At 57.9% G+C, this 15,972-nt stretch carries 20 protein-coding genes; 17 read left to right on the top strand and 3 right to left on the bottom strand.

Annotation, left to right across the window (positions count from 1 at the left end; translation table 11 throughout):
* From BLV67_RS21665 to BLV67_RS21590, 16 genes are all read left to right on the top strand, one after another.
* Positions 1-474: an HI1506-related protein gene (locus BLV67_RS21665; RefSeq protein ID WP_069788405.1), complete on the top strand. Its 474-nt coding sequence runs from the start codon at positions 1-3 to the stop codon at positions 472-474.
* Positions 471-962, top strand: a complete 492-nt coding sequence (locus BLV67_RS21660) for a phage protein Gp36 family protein (protein WP_069788406.1) — start codon at positions 471-473, stop codon at positions 960-962. The genes BLV67_RS21665 and BLV67_RS21660 overlap by 4 nt, the downstream gene beginning before the upstream one ends.
* Positions 962-1,528: a phage protein Gp37 gene (locus BLV67_RS21655; RefSeq protein WP_069788407.1), complete on the top strand. Its 567-nt coding sequence runs from the start codon at positions 962-964 to the stop codon at positions 1,526-1,528. Before BLV67_RS21660 ends, BLV67_RS21655 begins: the two co-directional genes overlap by 1 nt.
* Entirely contained in the window at positions 1,528-1,719 is a 192-nt protein-coding gene (locus tag BLV67_RS21650) for a hypothetical protein (protein WP_069788408.1), read from the top strand. Before BLV67_RS21655 ends, BLV67_RS21650 begins: the two co-directional genes overlap by 1 nt.
* The gene (locus BLV67_RS21645) at positions 1,716-2,816 is read left to right on the top strand and encodes a phage tail sheath C-terminal domain-containing protein (protein WP_069788409.1); all 1,101 of its coding nucleotides are present in this window, start codon (positions 1,716-1,718) and stop codon (positions 2,814-2,816) included. Before BLV67_RS21650 ends, BLV67_RS21645 begins: the two co-directional genes overlap by 4 nt.
* A gap of 13 nt (positions 2,817-2,829) precedes the next feature.
* Positions 2,830-3,201 (top strand): phage tail protein, encoded by a 372-nt coding sequence (locus tag BLV67_RS21640; protein ID WP_069788410.1) that lies wholly within the window; start codon positions 2,830-2,832, stop codon positions 3,199-3,201.
* A 4-nt stretch (positions 3,202-3,205) separates the two neighbouring features.
* Positions 3,206-3,592: a hypothetical protein gene (locus BLV67_RS21635; protein ID WP_069788411.1), complete on the top strand. Its 387-nt coding sequence runs from the start codon at positions 3,206-3,208 to the stop codon at positions 3,590-3,592.
* Positions 3,593-3,769: 177 nt separating this feature from the next.
* Positions 3,770-6,172 (top strand): phage tail tape measure protein, encoded by a 2,403-nt coding sequence (locus BLV67_RS21630; protein WP_083269441.1) that lies wholly within the window; start codon positions 3,770-3,772, stop codon positions 6,170-6,172.
* The gene (locus BLV67_RS21625; RefSeq protein WP_069788412.1) at positions 6,169-7,539 is read left to right on the top strand and encodes a DNA circularization protein; all 1,371 of its coding nucleotides are present in this window, start codon (positions 6,169-6,171) and stop codon (positions 7,537-7,539) included. Before BLV67_RS21630 ends, BLV67_RS21625 begins: the two co-directional genes overlap by 4 nt.
* The gene (locus BLV67_RS21620; protein ID WP_244160744.1) at positions 7,523-8,656 is read left to right on the top strand and encodes a phage baseplate assembly protein; all 1,134 of its coding nucleotides are present in this window, start codon (positions 7,523-7,525) and stop codon (positions 8,654-8,656) included. The genes BLV67_RS21625 and BLV67_RS21620 overlap by 17 nt, the downstream gene beginning before the upstream one ends.
* Complete coding sequence (locus BLV67_RS21615; RefSeq protein ID WP_069788413.1) at positions 8,656-9,198, top strand: phage baseplate assembly protein domain-containing protein; 543 nt, start codon at positions 8,656-8,658, stop codon at positions 9,196-9,198. Before BLV67_RS21620 ends, BLV67_RS21615 begins: the two co-directional genes overlap by 1 nt.
* 367 nt (positions 9,199-9,565) lie before the next feature.
* Positions 9,566-9,916, top strand: a complete 351-nt coding sequence (locus BLV67_RS21610) for a phage GP46 family protein (RefSeq protein ID WP_069788414.1) — start codon at positions 9,566-9,568, stop codon at positions 9,914-9,916.
* A 1-nt stretch (position 9,917) separates the two neighbouring features.
* Complete coding sequence (locus BLV67_RS21605) at positions 9,918-10,988, top strand: baseplate J/gp47 family protein (RefSeq protein ID WP_069788415.1); 1,071 nt, start codon at positions 9,918-9,920, stop codon at positions 10,986-10,988.
* Entirely contained in the window at positions 10,985-11,560 is a 576-nt protein-coding gene (locus tag BLV67_RS21600; protein ID WP_069788416.1) for a YmfQ family protein, read from the top strand. Before BLV67_RS21605 ends, BLV67_RS21600 begins: the two co-directional genes overlap by 4 nt.
* Positions 11,560-12,870, top strand: coding sequence for a hypothetical protein (locus BLV67_RS33155; RefSeq protein WP_069788417.1), 1,311 nt, complete (start codon positions 11,560-11,562; stop codon positions 12,868-12,870). The genes BLV67_RS21600 and BLV67_RS33155 overlap by 1 nt, the downstream gene beginning before the upstream one ends.
* 7 nt (positions 12,871-12,877) lie before the next feature.
* Positions 12,878-13,432 carry a tail fiber assembly protein gene (locus BLV67_RS21590; protein ID WP_069788418.1) on the top strand — a complete coding sequence of 185 codons (555 nt, stop codon included), beginning with the start codon at positions 12,878-12,880 and terminating at the stop codon, positions 13,430-13,432.
* A 441-nt stretch (positions 13,433-13,873) separates the two neighbouring features.
* On the opposite strand, the gene BLV67_RS21580 is transcribed toward BLV67_RS21590, so the two are convergent.
* The gene (locus BLV67_RS21580; protein ID WP_069788419.1) at positions 13,874-14,431 is read right to left on the bottom strand and encodes an NADPH-dependent FMN reductase; all 558 of its coding nucleotides are present in this window, start codon (positions 14,429-14,431) and stop codon (positions 13,874-13,876) included.
* A 227-nt stretch (positions 14,432-14,658) separates the two neighbouring features.
* Between BLV67_RS21580 and BLV67_RS21575 the strand changes: the two genes are divergently transcribed.
* Positions 14,659-14,895, top strand: coding sequence for a hypothetical protein (locus tag BLV67_RS21575; protein WP_056859483.1), 237 nt, complete (start codon positions 14,659-14,661; stop codon positions 14,893-14,895).
* 61 nt (positions 14,896-14,956) lie between these two features.
* Here BLV67_RS21575 and BLV67_RS21570 read toward each other — a convergent pair whose 3' ends face one another.
* Entirely contained in the window at positions 14,957-15,301 is a 345-nt protein-coding gene (locus BLV67_RS21570; RefSeq protein ID WP_069788453.1) for a hypothetical protein, read from the bottom strand.
* A gap of 103 nt (positions 15,302-15,404) precedes the next feature.
* The gene (gspG, locus tag BLV67_RS21565; RefSeq protein ID WP_065931799.1) at positions 15,405-15,851 is read right to left on the bottom strand and encodes a type II secretion system major pseudopilin GspG; all 447 of its coding nucleotides are present in this window, start codon (positions 15,849-15,851) and stop codon (positions 15,405-15,407) included.
* Positions 15,852-15,972 lie beyond the last annotated feature (121 nt).

Genomic DNA, 15,972 nt, shown 5'->3' with positions numbered 1-15,972 from the left:
ATGACCATCGTTATTACTTCAAAACGCGACGGTTTCCGCCGTTGCGGGATTGCCCACCCAGGCACTCCAACGCCTTACCCGGATGATTTCTTTACGGATGAACAGCTTGAGGCACTTGGAAAAGAGCCTCAATTGATCCTCGGCTATGTGGAGGAAGCATTCGACCAGGTAAAGGACGTGCTTGATGAAACTCGCTCGCAAACTCCACCACCGCAAGCGTCCGATGCCACTACAGGCACCGAGCCGCAAGCGCCTGAAACAGTCATTACGCCAGTGGTTGCTCCGGTGGTCATCGTCGAACCCAACAGCCAGCCTGGACCTGGCTTTGTAAGACCATCCCTGGATATTTCCGTGGTTGAGACCGGCCCATTGAAGGACCAGGAAAACGCTGCGCCGCCTTCATCGCCGACGCCCACTCCCGTGGCGAAGCCAGAGAAAGCCCGTACCACCAAGACGAAGGGAACCGATAAATGAACCTCTCGCTACCGTCCGCCAGCCAACTTCTGGTCCGGTTTGGTGCCCGCGATATTACCGAAGTGGCCGTCCCGGACACCGAACGTGTTATCGAGCCAGCGTTGGTGGTGGCGGCCGCCGCAGGCCAGCCCCTGAACGAGTGGCCGCCCGAGGACGTAGCGGTTGCCGTCGCGACGTTGGCCAGAATCGCCGACGCCGTAACCCGTGCGCGTAGCGAGGTGTCTTTTTACCTACGGTTTCGCTCGTCGGTTGAGGCAGCGCCCGAGTGGGTGACTGCCGATCTGGCCGAGATCGCCCGCTACCACCTATACGACGACGCAGGCAAGGAAGAGTCCACCGTGCGAGTGCTTTACAAGGACGTTATCAGACGCTTGGAAACCCTTGCCAAGGAAGACAAGGAGCGCGGCGCCTCGGACGGTGGCGAGTCAGGTCTTAAGATCAGCCACCAGCCTCGGCTGATGAGCCGCACCACCTTGAGGAACCTGTAGTGCTGGGCGAGCTGGAGGACTTGATCGAGGCGCGGTTGCGTGAATTGAACACCAAGCTCCCGCGCCTGACGGTCGCCAGCTACGGCGGCGAGCTAAGCGACCCCGAATTGTTGACGGGTCTGCTTAAACGTTGCCCCGCCATTTTACTGATGGTGCCCAAAGTGACGTTCGTGCGCAAAACCAACGTTCGCTACACCCTGCCAATCACCTTTCGACTGGTTATCGCGGCGCGTCACCCACGTGGCGAAAAAGAAACCCGGCGCGGTACGACGCCTACGGACATTGGCACCTATGCGTTATGGGAAGCCTGCATGCATCAACTGGTGGACTGGCAACCCTGGTTGGAGTGCGCAGCCATTAAACCCACTGAGCTTTCCAACCTGGTCAACGGGAAGTTTGCCAGCGACCACCTCTCAGTCCTGGGCCAATCGTTCGTTATCGAACTGGACTGGGAGAAACCCAAAGAGGCACTGCCGGACTTCCTGGGCATCAGCCTCGACTACCACACCCCATCGGACAACCCCAATCCGGTGGCCACCGACAACATCGAACTGAGGGACGTGTAATGCACGTTAAAGCTGCACCTGGTCATCGGGTGCCCACGGAAGATGATCCGTACACGTACATCGAAGAGACCAAGGCAGTCGACGTGCCGGACACCTCTTACTACCGGCGCCGTGTTGCGGCGCAGGAGTTGCTGACCGTGAAAAAAACGCGTGCCAGTGCCAAACAAACCGCACAGGAATCCGCTGAATGAACATCGAATTCGACACGATCCCGGCGTCTATCCGTAAGCCTGGCGTTTACATGGAGTTCAACACCAGCCTGGCAGTACGGAACCTCCCGACTAACAGGCAAAGCGTGTGCTTTATCGTTCCTCTGGGCGAAGGTGCAACCGTTGAAGCCCATGTGCCCACGCCGTTCTACAGCACGCCGGAGGCTGAAGTGTTGTTCGGCGGCACCATCGCTGGGGAAATGGCAGACTCCTTTATCACGGCTTATCGCTACGCCGCCGTCTCGGCCGTGGGCGTGGTTGTTGAGGGTGATGCAGAGCCAGACATCAAGGCAGCACTGGACGCGACCGCATTGGGTGGATTTACCATTTTGGTCCCGGCCTGGAACAGCACTACAGCACTGACCGCGTTGCGCGAACACATCAAGGTCTACACCAACTCTATGGAGCAGCAAGGCATTATCGGCGTTGCGGCTTTGACCAGCACGCTGTCGGCTGCCACCACACTGGCTACGTCGCTGAATTCCGGCGCGATCACTGTGGCGGTGTTGCCAGGCACTGCATCGAAAGCACACCAGGTGGCCGCTGCCTATGCCGCGATGATTGCCTCGGAAGAAGATCCAGCGCGACCGCTGAATACGCTGGAGTTGGCGGGAATTAAAGTCCCGACCATCTCGCAGCGCCTCGGCCGCACCGAGCAGGAGACCGCGCTGGCTAACGGCGTCACGCCACTGGAAGTCGCAGCCGGTGACGTCATCCAGATTGTCCGCGCCGTAACCACCTACACAAAATCTGCGGCCGGTGCCACGGATGTGTCGCTGCTGGACCTGACCACCATCCGCACTCTGTATTACATCCGCATGGCGTGCCGTGAGCGCATTCGCCTGCGCTTTCCGCGCTCCAAACTCTCGAAAAAAACCCCGGACGCAGTGCGCGGTGAGCTGTTGGACGTACTGCTCAAGGCGCAGGAGCTGGAGATCGTTGAAGAGGTCGAGGCCAACGCCAATGGGCTGGTGGTCGAGCGCTCGCCCCAAGATGCAAACCGACTCAACTCCAGTATTCCCGCTGACGTGGTCAATGGGCTCCACGTGTTCGCTGGTCGCATTGACCTGCTCTTGTAAGAGGTGATTTCAGATGGCTGATAACTACGTAGGGCTGATCGTCCTGGAGATCAACGGCACCGATTATGAGGTGTCCAGCGTTGAGCCGAGCCTTAAGACCGGGCGCAAGGTGGTCAAGGCCATGAACCGCACTGGCCGCCCCTCTGGCACGGCAAAGGGCATTGAAGAACATGAGTTGAGAATCTCGGTACCTATTCCAAAAAAAGGCGAACCGGACTGGCGCGCCCTGATGGACGCCAAGCTCACGATTTATCCGCAGGACGGTGGCAGCGAGCGCCAGACCTGGACGGGGTGTTCCCTCATGGAGATGGGCAGCAAATACCAGGTTGACGGTGAAGCCACTCGCGACCTGACCATCGCCGCTCTCAACTACTACACGGAATAATGCGATGACTGAACAATTGAATAAGCAGTGGGACGGACTGACCACCAGTGACGACTTGGCCATTGGTGTTTACTTTGCAGGGACTCGGCACAAGCGCTTCACACTGCGCGTTGGCGTTGCAGGTGATTGGGTCTACGCGCAGGAGCAACACCCCAACGGTCCTTTCCATTTGCAAACCCTCGAAGTGTACCGTCGCCAGTTACTGACTCTCGGCGAAATACCGGCTGAGAACCTGACCACCGAACTGTTGCGGGAGGCATTGACCGAGATTGACCTGGCTGTGCTGGCGGATGCCGATATCGAGCTGGGAAAAAAGCTCAGGCCGCCGAGCGCAGAAACGCGGATTGGCGGCGAATTGAACACGCCCTTGTCCGATACGGCTACCGCCTAGACGAACTACGCCGAATGACCAGGGCCGAACTTGATGCGCGCATTGATTTGGTCATCGGCAAGGTCAAGGGCACTCGTTATGTCAGTCAGCGCCAGCGCAAGGCGTTGCCAAAGCCAAAACGGTAGGCCCAACACCGGACCTTTCCTGTACCTGTAAGGCCCCGTTCGGGAGTATCCAATGAGTTCAGATTTACGCGTCGCGCTTCGTATCCAAGCCCATGCGGGCAACAGTCGTCGAGAGATCGAGCAGGTCAACCGCGACTTACGCAAAGCCGGTAAGGAAGGCGCTAAATCCCTGGCTGATGAGAGCTGGAAGGCATCCTCGGCCATCTCCAAAGTTGGCCAGGTCGGGGCCAACAGTTATAAAACCATCCGTAGCGCCATGCGCGAAACAGCCAAGGCAGGCTCCGGCACGCGCATCGAGGTCAGCAAGACTTCAGCCGAACTCAAGAAGATGGCCACCACCGCCCGCCAGGCTGCGCGTGATGCAAAAACCGAGCTGATAAGTACCGACCGACAAGGTGTACAGCCCTTGCGTCAGAGCGTGGATAAGACGGAAACGTCTTTCCGGCGTATGGCGCAGAACAGCGGGCGCAGCCTACGAACGTTGAAAACCATCGCCATGGGTGTGCGTCAGGAGTTCGACCGCATCAAAGGCCTGGGCGGGAGCATGCAAGGGCAACTCGCCGGGTTGGGTGTGGGTATCGGGGTTGTTTCTGGCCTCAAGGCCAACGCTCAACTTGAGCGAATGTTGATCCAAACAAAGCAAACGGCCGATATGTCGGGCGCACAAAAAGGTGAGTGGAAAACTGAAGGTTTTAGAATTGCGAAGGCATATGGCGTTGATCGCTCTGGTGTTGACGTGGGGTTCAATACGTTGATTGCTTCGGGTGTTAACTACAACGCATCAAAGGAAGCGGCGGACGCCATCGGGCAGGCCTCTGCCGTTACCGGCTCTAGCACTGGTGTACTGGGCGGCGCGCTGATGACCGGTGCTTCTGCGTTTAACATTGATTTGAATAAAAAAGGTGCCGCCCTCGACTTCCTTCAGAAAATGACAGTAGCGGGTCGCCTGGGAAGTGCCGAACTGGAAAACCTGGCCAGCTTGTTTCCACGGATCGGCGGTGCCTCGACCGCAGCAGGCATGTCGCTGTCTCAAGCGTTGGCATTTACCGAAAGCTTATCCAAGGTAGAGATGCAGCCTGAACGACTGGGCACTTTGGCCGAGTCGACTTTACGGGTGTTCGGAAACAAGCAGTACCGTGATCAAGTTACTAAAACCACTGGCGTTAAGTTCTTCAATAAAGATGAAAGCACCCGCAACGCCGAAGAAGTATTCGGTGATATGAAGCGCAAGTATGAAGCCATGAAAACTGACGAGCAGCGCGCCAAGTTCATGGGGGTTGTGTTTAAAGGCATGGACTTGGACACGGTTCGAGGCTGGCGCAGTATGTTAACGGGTGAACGACTGAACGACTTTAAGTCGGGATCAAAAACGCTTGATGCGGCTGACCCTATCTTCAAACGAGACCTAAAAGAAAACACCGACAGCGCCAGCGGCACCGCATCAAGGATGAAAGCCACACTCGCAGAGGCGATAGACCGTATGGCCACACCTCTGAATAAAGGCTTCGCCGACATGGGGCGATATCTACTTGATGATCTGAACTTATCCGGCGAACAAATGCTCGCTGGCGGCGCCGCACTGGGTGTTGGTGGCTACTACGCCGGACGCGGTGCCAAAGCGGGCGCAGGTGCGTTGCTCAACAAATTCCTGGGCGGCCCTGAAACCTTGAAAGGCATCGCTGTGGGTAAAGTCCTGGAAGAAGCAACAGGCGTGACATCGGTATTCGTTACCAACTGGCCCGCTGGTGCTCCTCTTGGTGGCGGTGGATCGGATTTGCCGAACGGGTCAGGTGACAAAACCAAGGGTAAACCAGGTGGTTTTGTTGCTCCCTGGCTAGCGCCTGTCGCACTCGGTGCAAGCGCCACCCAATTAGGCGGTGACAGCGCGAGTACCGACGAAGGCAGGCTGCGTGATGCCCAACGCAACAAGCTTTTGAACGATGACCAGCGCACGTACCAAACGTCTTTCTACCGCAACCGTATGGCCTTGGCCGGGAAGAACCCCGATCAGTCATCTGACTGGCTATCCACCGAAGCCCGGCGTCTGGCACACCATGAAACCGGCCTTACCGCTGCGGGTCTGCCCATCAACGGCGCCAACACCTGGGCGAAGGGTATCGCCAATCGCGCCTTGAGTGCGGGTGCTGACACCTTCACCGCACAACAGCGTCTGCGGGACATGATGTCGCAATCCGGCACGGGCCAGTCGTCCACCTGGTTCGCATCCCTGGCGCAACGCCTGGCAAACCCATTATCAGGCGGTAACACCACCGGCTTCCCAGGCATTGCCGGCAACGGTTCTGCACCTGGTGCCACTCCTGCTGCGCAATCCGCCGAAGAACGTCTGCGTTCGTTGCTCGCAAAGCCTCTGGTCATTGAGGTGCGTACTGACTCGCGGATGATCCAGGCCGAGGTCGAGCGCCGAACCGACATTCAAATGAGGCGCGGCGGATGAGCTGGGCAGAGACTTTACTGGACGCCTCTTTCCGTGGCGTCCCGCTCCAGGTCGAAAGTGAAAGCCTGCAATGGCAGCGCGCATTGTCCGAACATGGAACGCCGTTCAAGGATGGCGACCGGGTCAAAGACCTGGGCCGAGGTGCGCGACGTATTCCCATGCAAGTGGTGGTGTTCGGCGTCAACTATGAGATCGAACTCCAGAACATCCTCCGTACCCTGAACACACCTGGTACGGGGGAGTTGATCCACCCGATCTACGGCAGCATGAACGTCGTCAGCAGCACCGGCGAGGTCAAACACCACGCCGAGCGGCCGGACTATGCCGAAATTAGCATTGTGTTTGTGGAGGACACGCCCGACGCGCCGTTCTTCGAGCGGCAGTTTGAGTTCGTTGATATTGGTGTGCTTGAGCTTGAGGATGAATACACCTGGCAGGATGGCATCTTCGACCTGTTCGGGCGTATTGATTCCCTTGTCGGAGAAATTCAATCGTGGACCGGTGGCGGCTGGGTTGGGCTGATCGAAAAGGCCCTTGGCTTGCCTGGCATTGGCCTGCGTCTGCAACAACTGCGCTCGCAGATTCTGGGTGTGGTGTCTGGTGTCGCGTCCATGGCCAGGCGGCCGTCTGGGGCGTTTGATCCCTTGGTTGATCTGATGCGCACTCCCTCGGAGATCCGAGGCGCTATTCAGGGCAGCACGCCCAGCTCGTCGACAGCGCTGCTCGCTCGTACTGGCGTTCCCGCTGCCTTGCCAGGCAGTGCCAGCCTGACGGCCGCTGCTGCGCGTGCGGGCACGGGCTTTTTGATCGGCGCCCGTCAGGGTGTGGCGCCTGCGGTCGGCCCATTGATCGAGGGCGCGCCGACTCATGCAGCGAGCGGCCTTGTGCTGTTACCCGATGGCATGCCGGACGATCCGGTGGCTGCCAGCGGCTTCGCCTTGGTTGTCCTGGTCATCACCGAACTGGCGCTGTCTCACGCCCAGGCAGTGGCCCTGGTGATTGAAGACGAGGCCGACACACCGACGTTAAGCCCGCTGGAATTAGAAGCCATGGTTAGCCTGGTGCGCTCCCTGGTGCAGTCTTCCATCCTGCTGCAACGACACCTCTACGACGTGGAAACGGCCTTGCCGATCATTGACGCGTTGCGCAACGTCGCCGCGTTGATTCAAGCCCGTGCTCGCCAGGTCATTCTACAAAGCCCACCGATGCTTGAGCGTATCGTCGAAACTCCGGCCAGTCTGCGCCTGCTGGCCCACCGTTGGTACGGGGACCATACCCGTGCCAACGAGCTAATCCGTTTGAATCCCGACCTGAAAACCCCGCACAACATTCAAGCCGGTGAGGTGCTGCGTGCCTACGCCAAATAGTGTCCTGGACGAATCGATACGCCTGTCGATAGGTGGCCTGGCCCATGAGGAATGGGATGGCTGGTCGGTTGAATCGGATCTGTTGACCGCCGCTGACGGTTTCGAGCTGGAGTTGTACACCAAGGACGCCGCCCGCTTGCCAAGCGTGCTGGCCGAGGGCGCGCCTTGCTCGCTGACCTTGGGCAAGGATCGCGTGTTGACGGGCCAAATCGACGAATTCGAACACGACATCTCGCGTCAGGGTATCTCTATGCGTATCACCGGCCGGGACCGCGCGGCGCCCTTGGTCGATTGTTCCGCGCCCTTCGTTTCGATGCGCGAGGCCACACTGGCGCAGATCCTGGATCAGGTCGTAAAGCCGCTGGGCATCACTCAAATAGAGATTCGTGCCGCTCAGGCTAAGACCAGACGCCGCGTTCAGATTGAACCAGGTCAAAGCGCGTGGGAGGCGTTGCTCCAGGTTGCCGAGGCCAACGGCTTATGGCCGTGGGTCGAGCCTGACGGCCGACTGATTATTGGCGGGCCGGACTACAACGCCGCACCTGTTGGAACGCTGATCATGCGGGAAGACGGCATCGGCAATAACGTGCAGCGCCTCAGCGTGCGGCGCTCTATTGCCAACCGATACAGCCAAATCACCGTCTTGGGCCAGCACGGCCAGTACGACAATGACGGCCTCGACACCAAGCGCGCCCACCTGCGCTCGGTCATCCAGGATGAAACCCTGGCCCGTCGGGGGATCTTCAGGCCGAAGGTAATTATCGACAGCTCCAGCGAGAACCAGGACATGGCCACCACCCGTGCGCGCAAGCTGCTGGCAGACAGTCGCCTGGAAGGTTTCGAGATTCGCGCCGTAGTTATGGGCCATCGTGCCGACAACGGCCAGGTATGGAACCCTGGCCAGCGCGTCATTGTGCGTAGCGAGCCCCATGGGCTGGACGCGACTTACTTTCTGATGGCTCGCACTTTGCGCCTGACTCGTAGCGAGGGACGTATCACCGAGTTACGGCTGCGTGAAGACAAAATGTGGGTGCTGGATGGCAACCCTGCCAAGAAACGTAAGGGCAAAAAGGCCAATCCCGATGCGGCGTTTATCGAATTGATCAAGGGGCTCTGATGAGTAACATGGCGCGCCTGGTGCGCGATGAGGCACGTAGAGTTATGAGAAATATTCGCCAGGCCTTTCGGGGGACGGCGGCACGTAACACCCATGGCACGTTAATTGGCATCGAAATGGAAGGCCTGGCGGGCGAGTCGGTTTCCGGTGAGCTGATGCAGCACTATGGGTTCACTTCGGCGCCATTACCTGGCGCTGAATTTGTCGCAATTCCTGTTGGGGGGAACAGCAAACACACGGTCGTAGTAGCCAGTGAAGATGGGCGTTATCGGGTCGTGATCAAGGATGGGGAGGTGGCGTTGTACACCGATGAAGGCGACCATATCCACATGAAGCGCGGCCGGTTGATCGAGATTGAAACTGACACATTGGTGGTCAAGGCCAAGACCAAAGTCCGCTTTGAAACACCCGTCGTCGAAATGAGCGAAGACATTAAGGCGATGGGAGAAATTAGCGACCATGCGAGGAGTATGCAGGCGGATCGGGATATCTATAACTTGCACAAGCATGGGGCTGGGCCTACTCCCGCGCCCCAGCAATAAGCTGTGGTAACTTGGATGCTCAAACACGGAGGCTTCAATGAGCACAATTGTTCAAATCACACCATGCACGGACTGGTTCTACCTGATACAGGACCAGCACACCTCAGAGTGGAAAGTTAGACCCATTGCAGCTTGGGGACTTACTAGTGCGGGCGAGGTACTGGGTATGCTTCCGGTTGATGGGATACGAGACTCAGCTAGCCCGGAATATCCTCACTTGAAGCCCGCTCCAAATTCCGGTGGCCGATTTGTTCATATTTCTATGCTTTCCGAAAGGCAGTTGACCGCCGCAAAGTCTCTACCTTACTAAAACCTTAAACCCTCCTGAAACACACACCCAGCGCTTACGCCTGCACCATCCATCTCCATGGACGCAGGCATAAACCCAACCACTGGCGACTTGACGGGCCAGCGTATCAATACGCTGAGCAACGCCGTTTACATACGCCTTATGACACCCCTCGGCACCTGGTGGAAAGACACCAGCGTGGGTTCCCGTCTGCATGAGCTGAAACGCTCCAAAGATCTGCCACGTGTCGGCAAACTCGCCAAGCAATACGCCCAGCAGGCGCTCCAGCCGCTGCTCGATGACGGCCGCGCCCAGGACATCACCATCACTGTCGATCAGCCGCATTACGGCTGGCTCAACCTGCAAATCGAAATCATCGACACCACCGGCAATCCGCAGGTGTTTCGCCAACCTGTAAGGGTGAATTGATATGGCCTACTCCGGTCGGTCCCTGGACGTCATTCTGCGGGACATCCTGCGCGACATCCGCAACCTACAGGCTGAGGCCGATATCGGGCCGGACAGCGACAACTACGTGCGCTCGGCCGCAGTGGCATCAGCCATCGAAGGGCTTTATCAGAAACTGGCCTGGCTACATCGACAGATATTCGCTGATACCGCCGACGAAGAGGAGCTGCTTCACACAGCCGGACTGCGTGGGGTGTTCCTCAAAAATCCGGTTGCAGCCAGTGGCAAAGCAGCCTTGAAGGGCACGGTAGGTGTGGAGCTGCTGCTAGGCGCCACCCTGAAACATGTCATCACCGGCGAGCTGTTCACGGCCAAGTCTAGCGCGAAGATTGGCACCGACGGCACCACTTCCGTTCTAGTCGAGGCACAAACCGTAGGTACGGCACTCAACGACCTTACTGGTGCTTTAATGCTCACCAGCCCGCCCCTTGGTATGAGCCCTGACGCCACATTCATCGACAAGACTACAGGTGGCGAAGACCGGGAAAAAATAGAGTCCCTTCGGGCGCGTTACTTGGACATCATCCAGTCGCCTCCGGCCGGGGGAGCAAGTTACGACTACCGCCGCTGGGCGCTGGAGGTTGAGGGCGTTGCCAGCGCATTGGTCATTCCAAAACGCCGAGGCGGCGGGACCATCGATATCGTCATCACAGGCACAGCTGGAACACCGTCAGCCGAAGTTATCACCGCATGCAAAACGCATATTGAGGCTGTGTGTTCGGTTTACGCTGACGTATGGGTTTATGCGCCAACCATCCGCACTGTTAACGCCACTGCCGAAATTGAACTGGCTCCTGACTTCATTCTGGCCGACGTGCAGGCCGCCGCGCAAAAGGCCTACAACATCCTCCTGGGCGCTTTGAAGCCTGGCGAAACGCTCAAGCGCTCCCAGATCGAAGCCATGATCAACAACCTGGCCGGAGTGTCAGACCGCGCCGTCACGGCACCCACCGGCAACGTCAAAGCGTCAGATGATCCCACGCTGATTGGCTGGATTCGTCCCGGCACCATCACATTGGGGCTGCTGGAATGACTACGCTTGCCGATCAGCTCCGCCTACTGCTGCCGCCTGTTTCCTATGACGGTTCGGCGCCTTACCTCTCGGCCACTATTGAGGCTGAAGCTAACGCCTTGAACCTGGCCGACGCCAAGGCTGGAGTGGTTTACAGCACGATATTTCCTGACTCAGGCGAAGGCCTTGCCGATTGGGAGCGCGAACTGGGCCTGCCCGATCCGTGCTTGGTCGGACAAGCGCAGACCGTAGGGCAGAGAGTGCAAGCTGTTATCAGCAAACTGCCCGGCCGCGCAGGCCAAAGCAAACCCTTCTTCATCGCCCTGGCTAAGTCCCTGGGCTACGACATTACCATCACCACCTTTAGGCCCGCTCGGGTAGGCGTTGCCCGCGCTGGCGACCCTATCAACGGCGGCGACTGGAACTTCACCTGGCGCGTCAACGCGCCCGCCGTGACCGCCAGCCATGCGCGTGCAGGGATCACTGGAGCGGGAGACCCACTAACCGCCTGGGGCAACAAAGCCCTTGAGTGTCGTCTAGGCCAGATGAAACCCGCAGAGTCCATTTTGCTTTTCGGTTACGGAGACATTTAATGCAAAAAATTAGTGATAGCACCAATACAGCGAATCCAGCGGGCGAGTTCACGGAAGGCAACCCAGCGGCAGGCGCGCCAGCTACATTACTAAAGGCCCAATGGTTGAACGCTATTCAGCGCGAGCTATGCAATTTGGTGGAAGGTTCAGGGCAAACCCTGGCACCAACGGATGACAGCCAGGTGCTGAAGGCCGTTATGGCGTTGGTGGAGGCCGAAAGTACCTGGTCACAAATCAAGGACAAACCGACGACCCGAGATGGCTTTCATCTTTCCGATGTTTTCACCAAAACCGAAACAGAAATCACCGTCAAAACCGCGCTGGCAGAACTGGTTGCATCCTCACCGGAGGCTCTCGACACCCTCAACGAACTGGCACAAGCGTTGGGTAATGACCCTAATTTTGCCACGACGATGACTAAGGCTCTGTCTGAAAAAGCTGAAAAAGCAAACACCTTCACCAAAGAGGAAACTGCGAGCGCAATCACAACTGCGCTCAACATCACCATTACCAACGTGTCGGCGTCTAAGACACTGAGCGCTGATGAGCTTGGCCTAGTTTTGATTGACGCGAGTTCGGCGGCTGTAACTGTCGAGTTACCGCCCTCCGACACGGCGCTGGGAGTTCGCGGGGTGGTGTTACGCCGAACTGACAACACGGGGAACCGTTTGGTGATCCAGGCGGCGGAAAACAACAAAATCAAATTCCATACGCACTTACGCAAAGAGGGGTATCCGTTTTTTGTGCTGATGGGCGCCGGGGACTATTGGCATCTTTACAGTGACGGCGCAGGAGGATGGATTCCGACTGCTCGATTCGACAGCACGCCGTTAGGGCGTCCGGTATTTGAAACCACTGTCGAGTTTTCTCCAGGCGGCTGGGCGAGTTTGAACGGCTGGCTCTACAGTCGCGTGGAATGGCCGTGGGCTTGGGACCATGCAAAAGCTTCTGGAATGCTCGCAAGCGAAGCGCAAAGGCCGGGCAATGAAGGTGGCTGGACGTCCGGGGACGGCGTATCGACCTTTCGCAGCCCCGAAGCGCGAGCGGAGTTCTTACGCTTTCTTGATGAGTCACGAGGGATAGACGTCGGACGCTTGCCCGGCAGCTCCAAACTCAGCCAGAACAAGGAGCATGAACATCCCGCACGTACCTATCTTGGTCTTACCGGCGCTTCAGGCAGCAACGGCTTGGTGGCCTACACAAACACAACTATTGGCTCGCAACTTCCGTCCGGTGCTGTTGGCTTTGAAGGCGGGAGTGAGAATTACCCCCGTCATATTGCTTACCCCGGCCGCATAAAAATGATCTGAGGTATTTATGAGCATTGTTTATATCGTTGATTCGGCAGGTGCGCTCTACGGTCCCGTTACACTGCCAGTTGTACCTGGCTACGGTGAACAGATCCCAGAGGACGCGGTGGAACTGGCAGAGGAATTGCCAGCGTGCGGCCCCGGTTTTGCTTGGGCCTTAGCTGAAGGCACACCGGTGCGTGTGGTGGATTACCGAGGAGACGTCTATGACGTTGATACAGGAGCCCAGCAGAAGTGGGAAGCCCTTGGGGATGTTCCCGTAGGACTCACCGCCGTGCCGCCTCCAGGCCCTTACCACGTGTTTCGCGCCGGAGTATGGCAACTGGATATCGCTGCCCAGAAGCAGGCAAAGGTATTCCAGGTGCTGGCGGAGCGCGACGGGCTTCTGGTCATCGCCCAAATGCGGATTGCCCCCCTGCAACACGCCGCGTTCTTAAAGATGGACACAGAACAAGAAAATGCAGTTCTACTTGCCTGGATGCGTTACAGCGTGGACTTGAATCGGATAGAGCAGCAGGAGGGATATCCTTTCGCGATAACTTGGCCTGTTAGCCCCGAGTAACGCGATGCCAAATAGACTGCGAAAACCGGCGGCTTTGTTTGTTATGGTCAGTGCCAATTAACGTGCGAAGCGGTGCCAAAACCGGCGCGCGCTTACACCGCCGTGCTGTAGATCTTGATCTTGATCTGCTTTTGATCTCAGGCGCCCCGTCAACCACGATGGCCGAACGCAGGCTTGAATCCGTGGGTAACCCGGCAGGACGCCGGGTTAGCCGCGCTGGGCCAAGGATGGCCCATCGCGGCGGCCCACGGATTCAAGCCTTCGTTCTGGCACACCGAGCCACAGCGAGGTGCCGAGTGGTGGGGCGAAGACTTTTTGGTTACTTTTGGCTGGGCCGGCATTCCGGGCGTTTGCCAAAAGTGACCTGCCGTAAGGGCGGAACCCTAAGCCGCCGTTACCGCAGCAACGGATATGTACTCAATCACCACGCCCTACCCCCCATCAGCCCAACTGTTTCTCAACCCACTTACCATACCCATCAATAAACGCCTGCAAAAACGGCCGGGTCTTCTCCGACACCTTACCCGCCTCATCAAACACGCTCCCCGCCCCGCCCAGGTACGCCTCGGGCTGCTGCATGCAAGGCACATCCAGAAACACCAGCGACTGGCGCAGATGGTGGTTGGCACCAAACCCACCAATGGCCCCCGGCGACACACTGATGATCGCCCCAGGCTTACCCCCATAGGCACTCTGCCCATAAGGACGCGACCCAACGTCAATGGCATTCTTCAACGGGGCGGGCACGGAACGGTTATATTCCGGGGTTACAAACAACACCGCGTCGGATGAACGTACTTGCTGACGGAAAGTACTGTAGGCTGCCGGCGGTGCTGCACCGTCGATGTCCTCGTTGTAGAGCGGCAAATCGCCAATTTCCACAATGCTCAACTTGAGATTGGCGGGGGCCAGTTCGGCCAGTGCCAACGCGACCTTACGGTTGATCGACTCTTTTCTAAGGCTGCCAACCAGGACGGCAATCGTGTAGACCTTGCTCATGAGGTTTTCCCGACGTCTGACTAAAGGAGCTTGTAGTTATAGAGACTTCACGACAGCTTCACCAGTGAGTTTTGATAATCTCAACGCCGTTTGCCACGCACTCACCAGTGTAGGAAACGTCGGAAAACATCAAAGAATAGTATTTTTTTTCCATAGGTAAACTACCCCGCTCCATGACGGTCTACAGAACCGCAAATCGAGTGTTTATCTCCAGAGGTTCTAAACAGATGGCTGCAGTACTTGTCGGACAGTTCCATGCCAGAGACGCGGAAGGACGCGTGTATTCCGTGCATGAGTTCCAGGAATCCAACCCGGCGCAGGACAGCCAGGCTGGCTCGCTGCCTACCACCACCTACAAGCTGGCCATTGGCGACCGTGTAGAAAAATTGGAAGGCGATGAATTCAAATTGATCCAGTCGGGGACCATCATCACCCGCGAATCGCAAACCATCCTCGCTTCATAAGATCCCGCCTTATCGACCTGCTCAGTCCTGGCCATCACTGGCGTTGACTGGGCCGGGGGGATCACGGGCGGCGTATTTGCGTCACCTCCACGTCCTGCTCGCCGTCCAGTTGCTTGAGCGTTACCAGCAACCGCCCCCGCTCGCCTTCGACGGCATACAGCGAACGTTTGTAGCCCGGCGTGCCGTAGGCGGGATACGCCACCACCTGCCTGACCAGCGCAATCTCCAGCACCGCCCCCACCTGCTCGCTCACCTGTTCCTGGGAACGGATAAACGCCTCTAGGGCGTGGTTTTCCGGGGTGCGTTCGTCTTGATTATTGAGGAGATAAGCAGCCACGCAACCAAGGGTCACCAAGACCAGCAGTTGTTTGGCCCTTACCCCGAAAAACGTCGAGGGTAGAGGCATGTGAGACCAGACCTGTTGTTGTTTTAAGTGCCGTGCGAACGGCATTGGTCGTTGATGATCAGCTGCGTCATTCTAATCGGGTCGATGGGGAATGCCAGGTGATTCAGTGGTCGCCGTAAGTAATATCCTTGTTATCGCCGACGCCGCCCAGGGTCCGGTCCTTGCCGAATGAAAACAGATCGAAGGCGGTGTTGGGCTGGGACGCCGGGTAGTGGTACTGATAGGCGATGCCCCAAGGGTCGGTCAATAGCTCTTCCTTGATATAGGGGCCTTTGCCGTTGGCCGACGGCGCAGATTGCGCGGTCAACACCTCCAGGCCCTCCTCATCCGTAGGATAGCGGCCGGTGTCCTGATGGAACTGCTCGACAGCCTTGCCCAGCTCAGCCACTTGAGCCTTGGCGGTCGCGATCTCTGCCAGCGTCACATCCCCGAACAGGCGCGGCCCCAATGCCAGGGCCAACAAGCCGATGATGACCAGCACCACCAGCACCGCCCAGCGCGTAAAGCCACGCTGGGTGGGTATTTTTGCGGTTATAAGACTTGCCGGCATGATGAGACTCCCCTTTCCCTCGATTGATACATTCTTTGTATAACCTGCCCGTGACAGTGACATACACACTGACGGTAGCCAACACTCACCCAGGCCTGTGCTCTTTTTTACCCAGCCATTG

The sequence above is a fragment of the Pseudomonas salomonii genome (genome assembly GCF_900107155.1).
Classification (GTDB): Bacteria; Pseudomonadota; Gammaproteobacteria; order Pseudomonadales; family Pseudomonadaceae; genus Aquipseudomonas; species Aquipseudomonas salomonii.
The sequence above is the reverse complement of the archived record's forward strand: the minus strand, read 5'-3'. Positions and strand labels throughout refer to the sequence as shown.

Bases quoted from the DNA above. Each gene is read 5' to 3' on its own strand.
- BLV67_RS21665 (WP_069788405.1), top strand. From the start codon at position 1: ATGACCATCGTTATTACTTCAAAACGCGACGGTTTCCGCCGTTGCGGG.
- BLV67_RS21660 (WP_069788406.1), top strand. From the start codon at position 471: ATGAACCTCTCGCTACCGTCCGCCAGCCAACTTCTGGTCCGGTTTGGT.
- BLV67_RS21650 (WP_069788408.1), top strand. From the start codon at position 1,528: ATGCACGTTAAAGCTGCACCTGGTCATCGGGTGCCCACGGAAGATGAT.
- BLV67_RS21645 (WP_069788409.1), top strand. From the start codon at position 1,716: ATGAACATCGAATTCGACACGATCCCGGCGTCTATCCGTAAGCCTGGC.
- BLV67_RS21640 (WP_069788410.1), top strand. From the start codon at position 2,830: ATGGCTGATAACTACGTAGGGCTGATCGTCCTGGAGATCAACGGCACC.
- BLV67_RS21635 (WP_069788411.1), top strand. From the start codon at position 3,206: ATGACTGAACAATTGAATAAGCAGTGGGACGGACTGACCACCAGTGAC.
- BLV67_RS21630 (WP_083269441.1), top strand. From the start codon at position 3,770: ATGAGTTCAGATTTACGCGTCGCGCTTCGTATCCAAGCCCATGCGGGC.
- BLV67_RS21625 (WP_069788412.1), top strand. From the start codon at position 6,169: ATGAGCTGGGCAGAGACTTTACTGGACGCCTCTTTCCGTGGCGTCCCG.
- BLV67_RS21615 (WP_069788413.1), top strand. From the start codon at position 8,656: ATGAGTAACATGGCGCGCCTGGTGCGCGATGAGGCACGTAGAGTTATG.
- BLV67_RS21610 (WP_069788414.1), top strand. From the start codon at position 9,566: ATGGACGCAGGCATAAACCCAACCACTGGCGACTTGACGGGCCAGCGT.
- BLV67_RS21605 (WP_069788415.1), top strand. From the start codon at position 9,918: ATGGCCTACTCCGGTCGGTCCCTGGACGTCATTCTGCGGGACATCCTG.
- BLV67_RS21600 (WP_069788416.1), top strand. From the start codon at position 10,985: ATGACTACGCTTGCCGATCAGCTCCGCCTACTGCTGCCGCCTGTTTCC.
- BLV67_RS33155 (WP_069788417.1), top strand. From the start codon at position 11,560: ATGCAAAAAATTAGTGATAGCACCAATACAGCGAATCCAGCGGGCGAG.
- BLV67_RS21590 (WP_069788418.1), top strand. From the start codon at position 12,878: ATGAGCATTGTTTATATCGTTGATTCGGCAGGTGCGCTCTACGGTCCC.
- BLV67_RS21580 (WP_069788419.1), bottom strand. From the start codon at position 14,431: ATGAGCAAGGTCTACACGATTGCCGTCCTGGTTGGCAGCCTTAGAAAA.
- BLV67_RS21575 (WP_056859483.1), top strand. From the start codon at position 14,659: ATGGCTGCAGTACTTGTCGGACAGTTCCATGCCAGAGACGCGGAAGGA.
- BLV67_RS21570 (WP_069788453.1), bottom strand. From the start codon at position 15,301: ATGCCTCTACCCTCGACGTTTTTCGGGGTAAGGGCCAAACAACTGCTG.
- gspG (WP_065931799.1), bottom strand. From the start codon at position 15,851: ATGCCGGCAAGTCTTATAACCGCAAAAATACCCACCCAGCGTGGCTTT.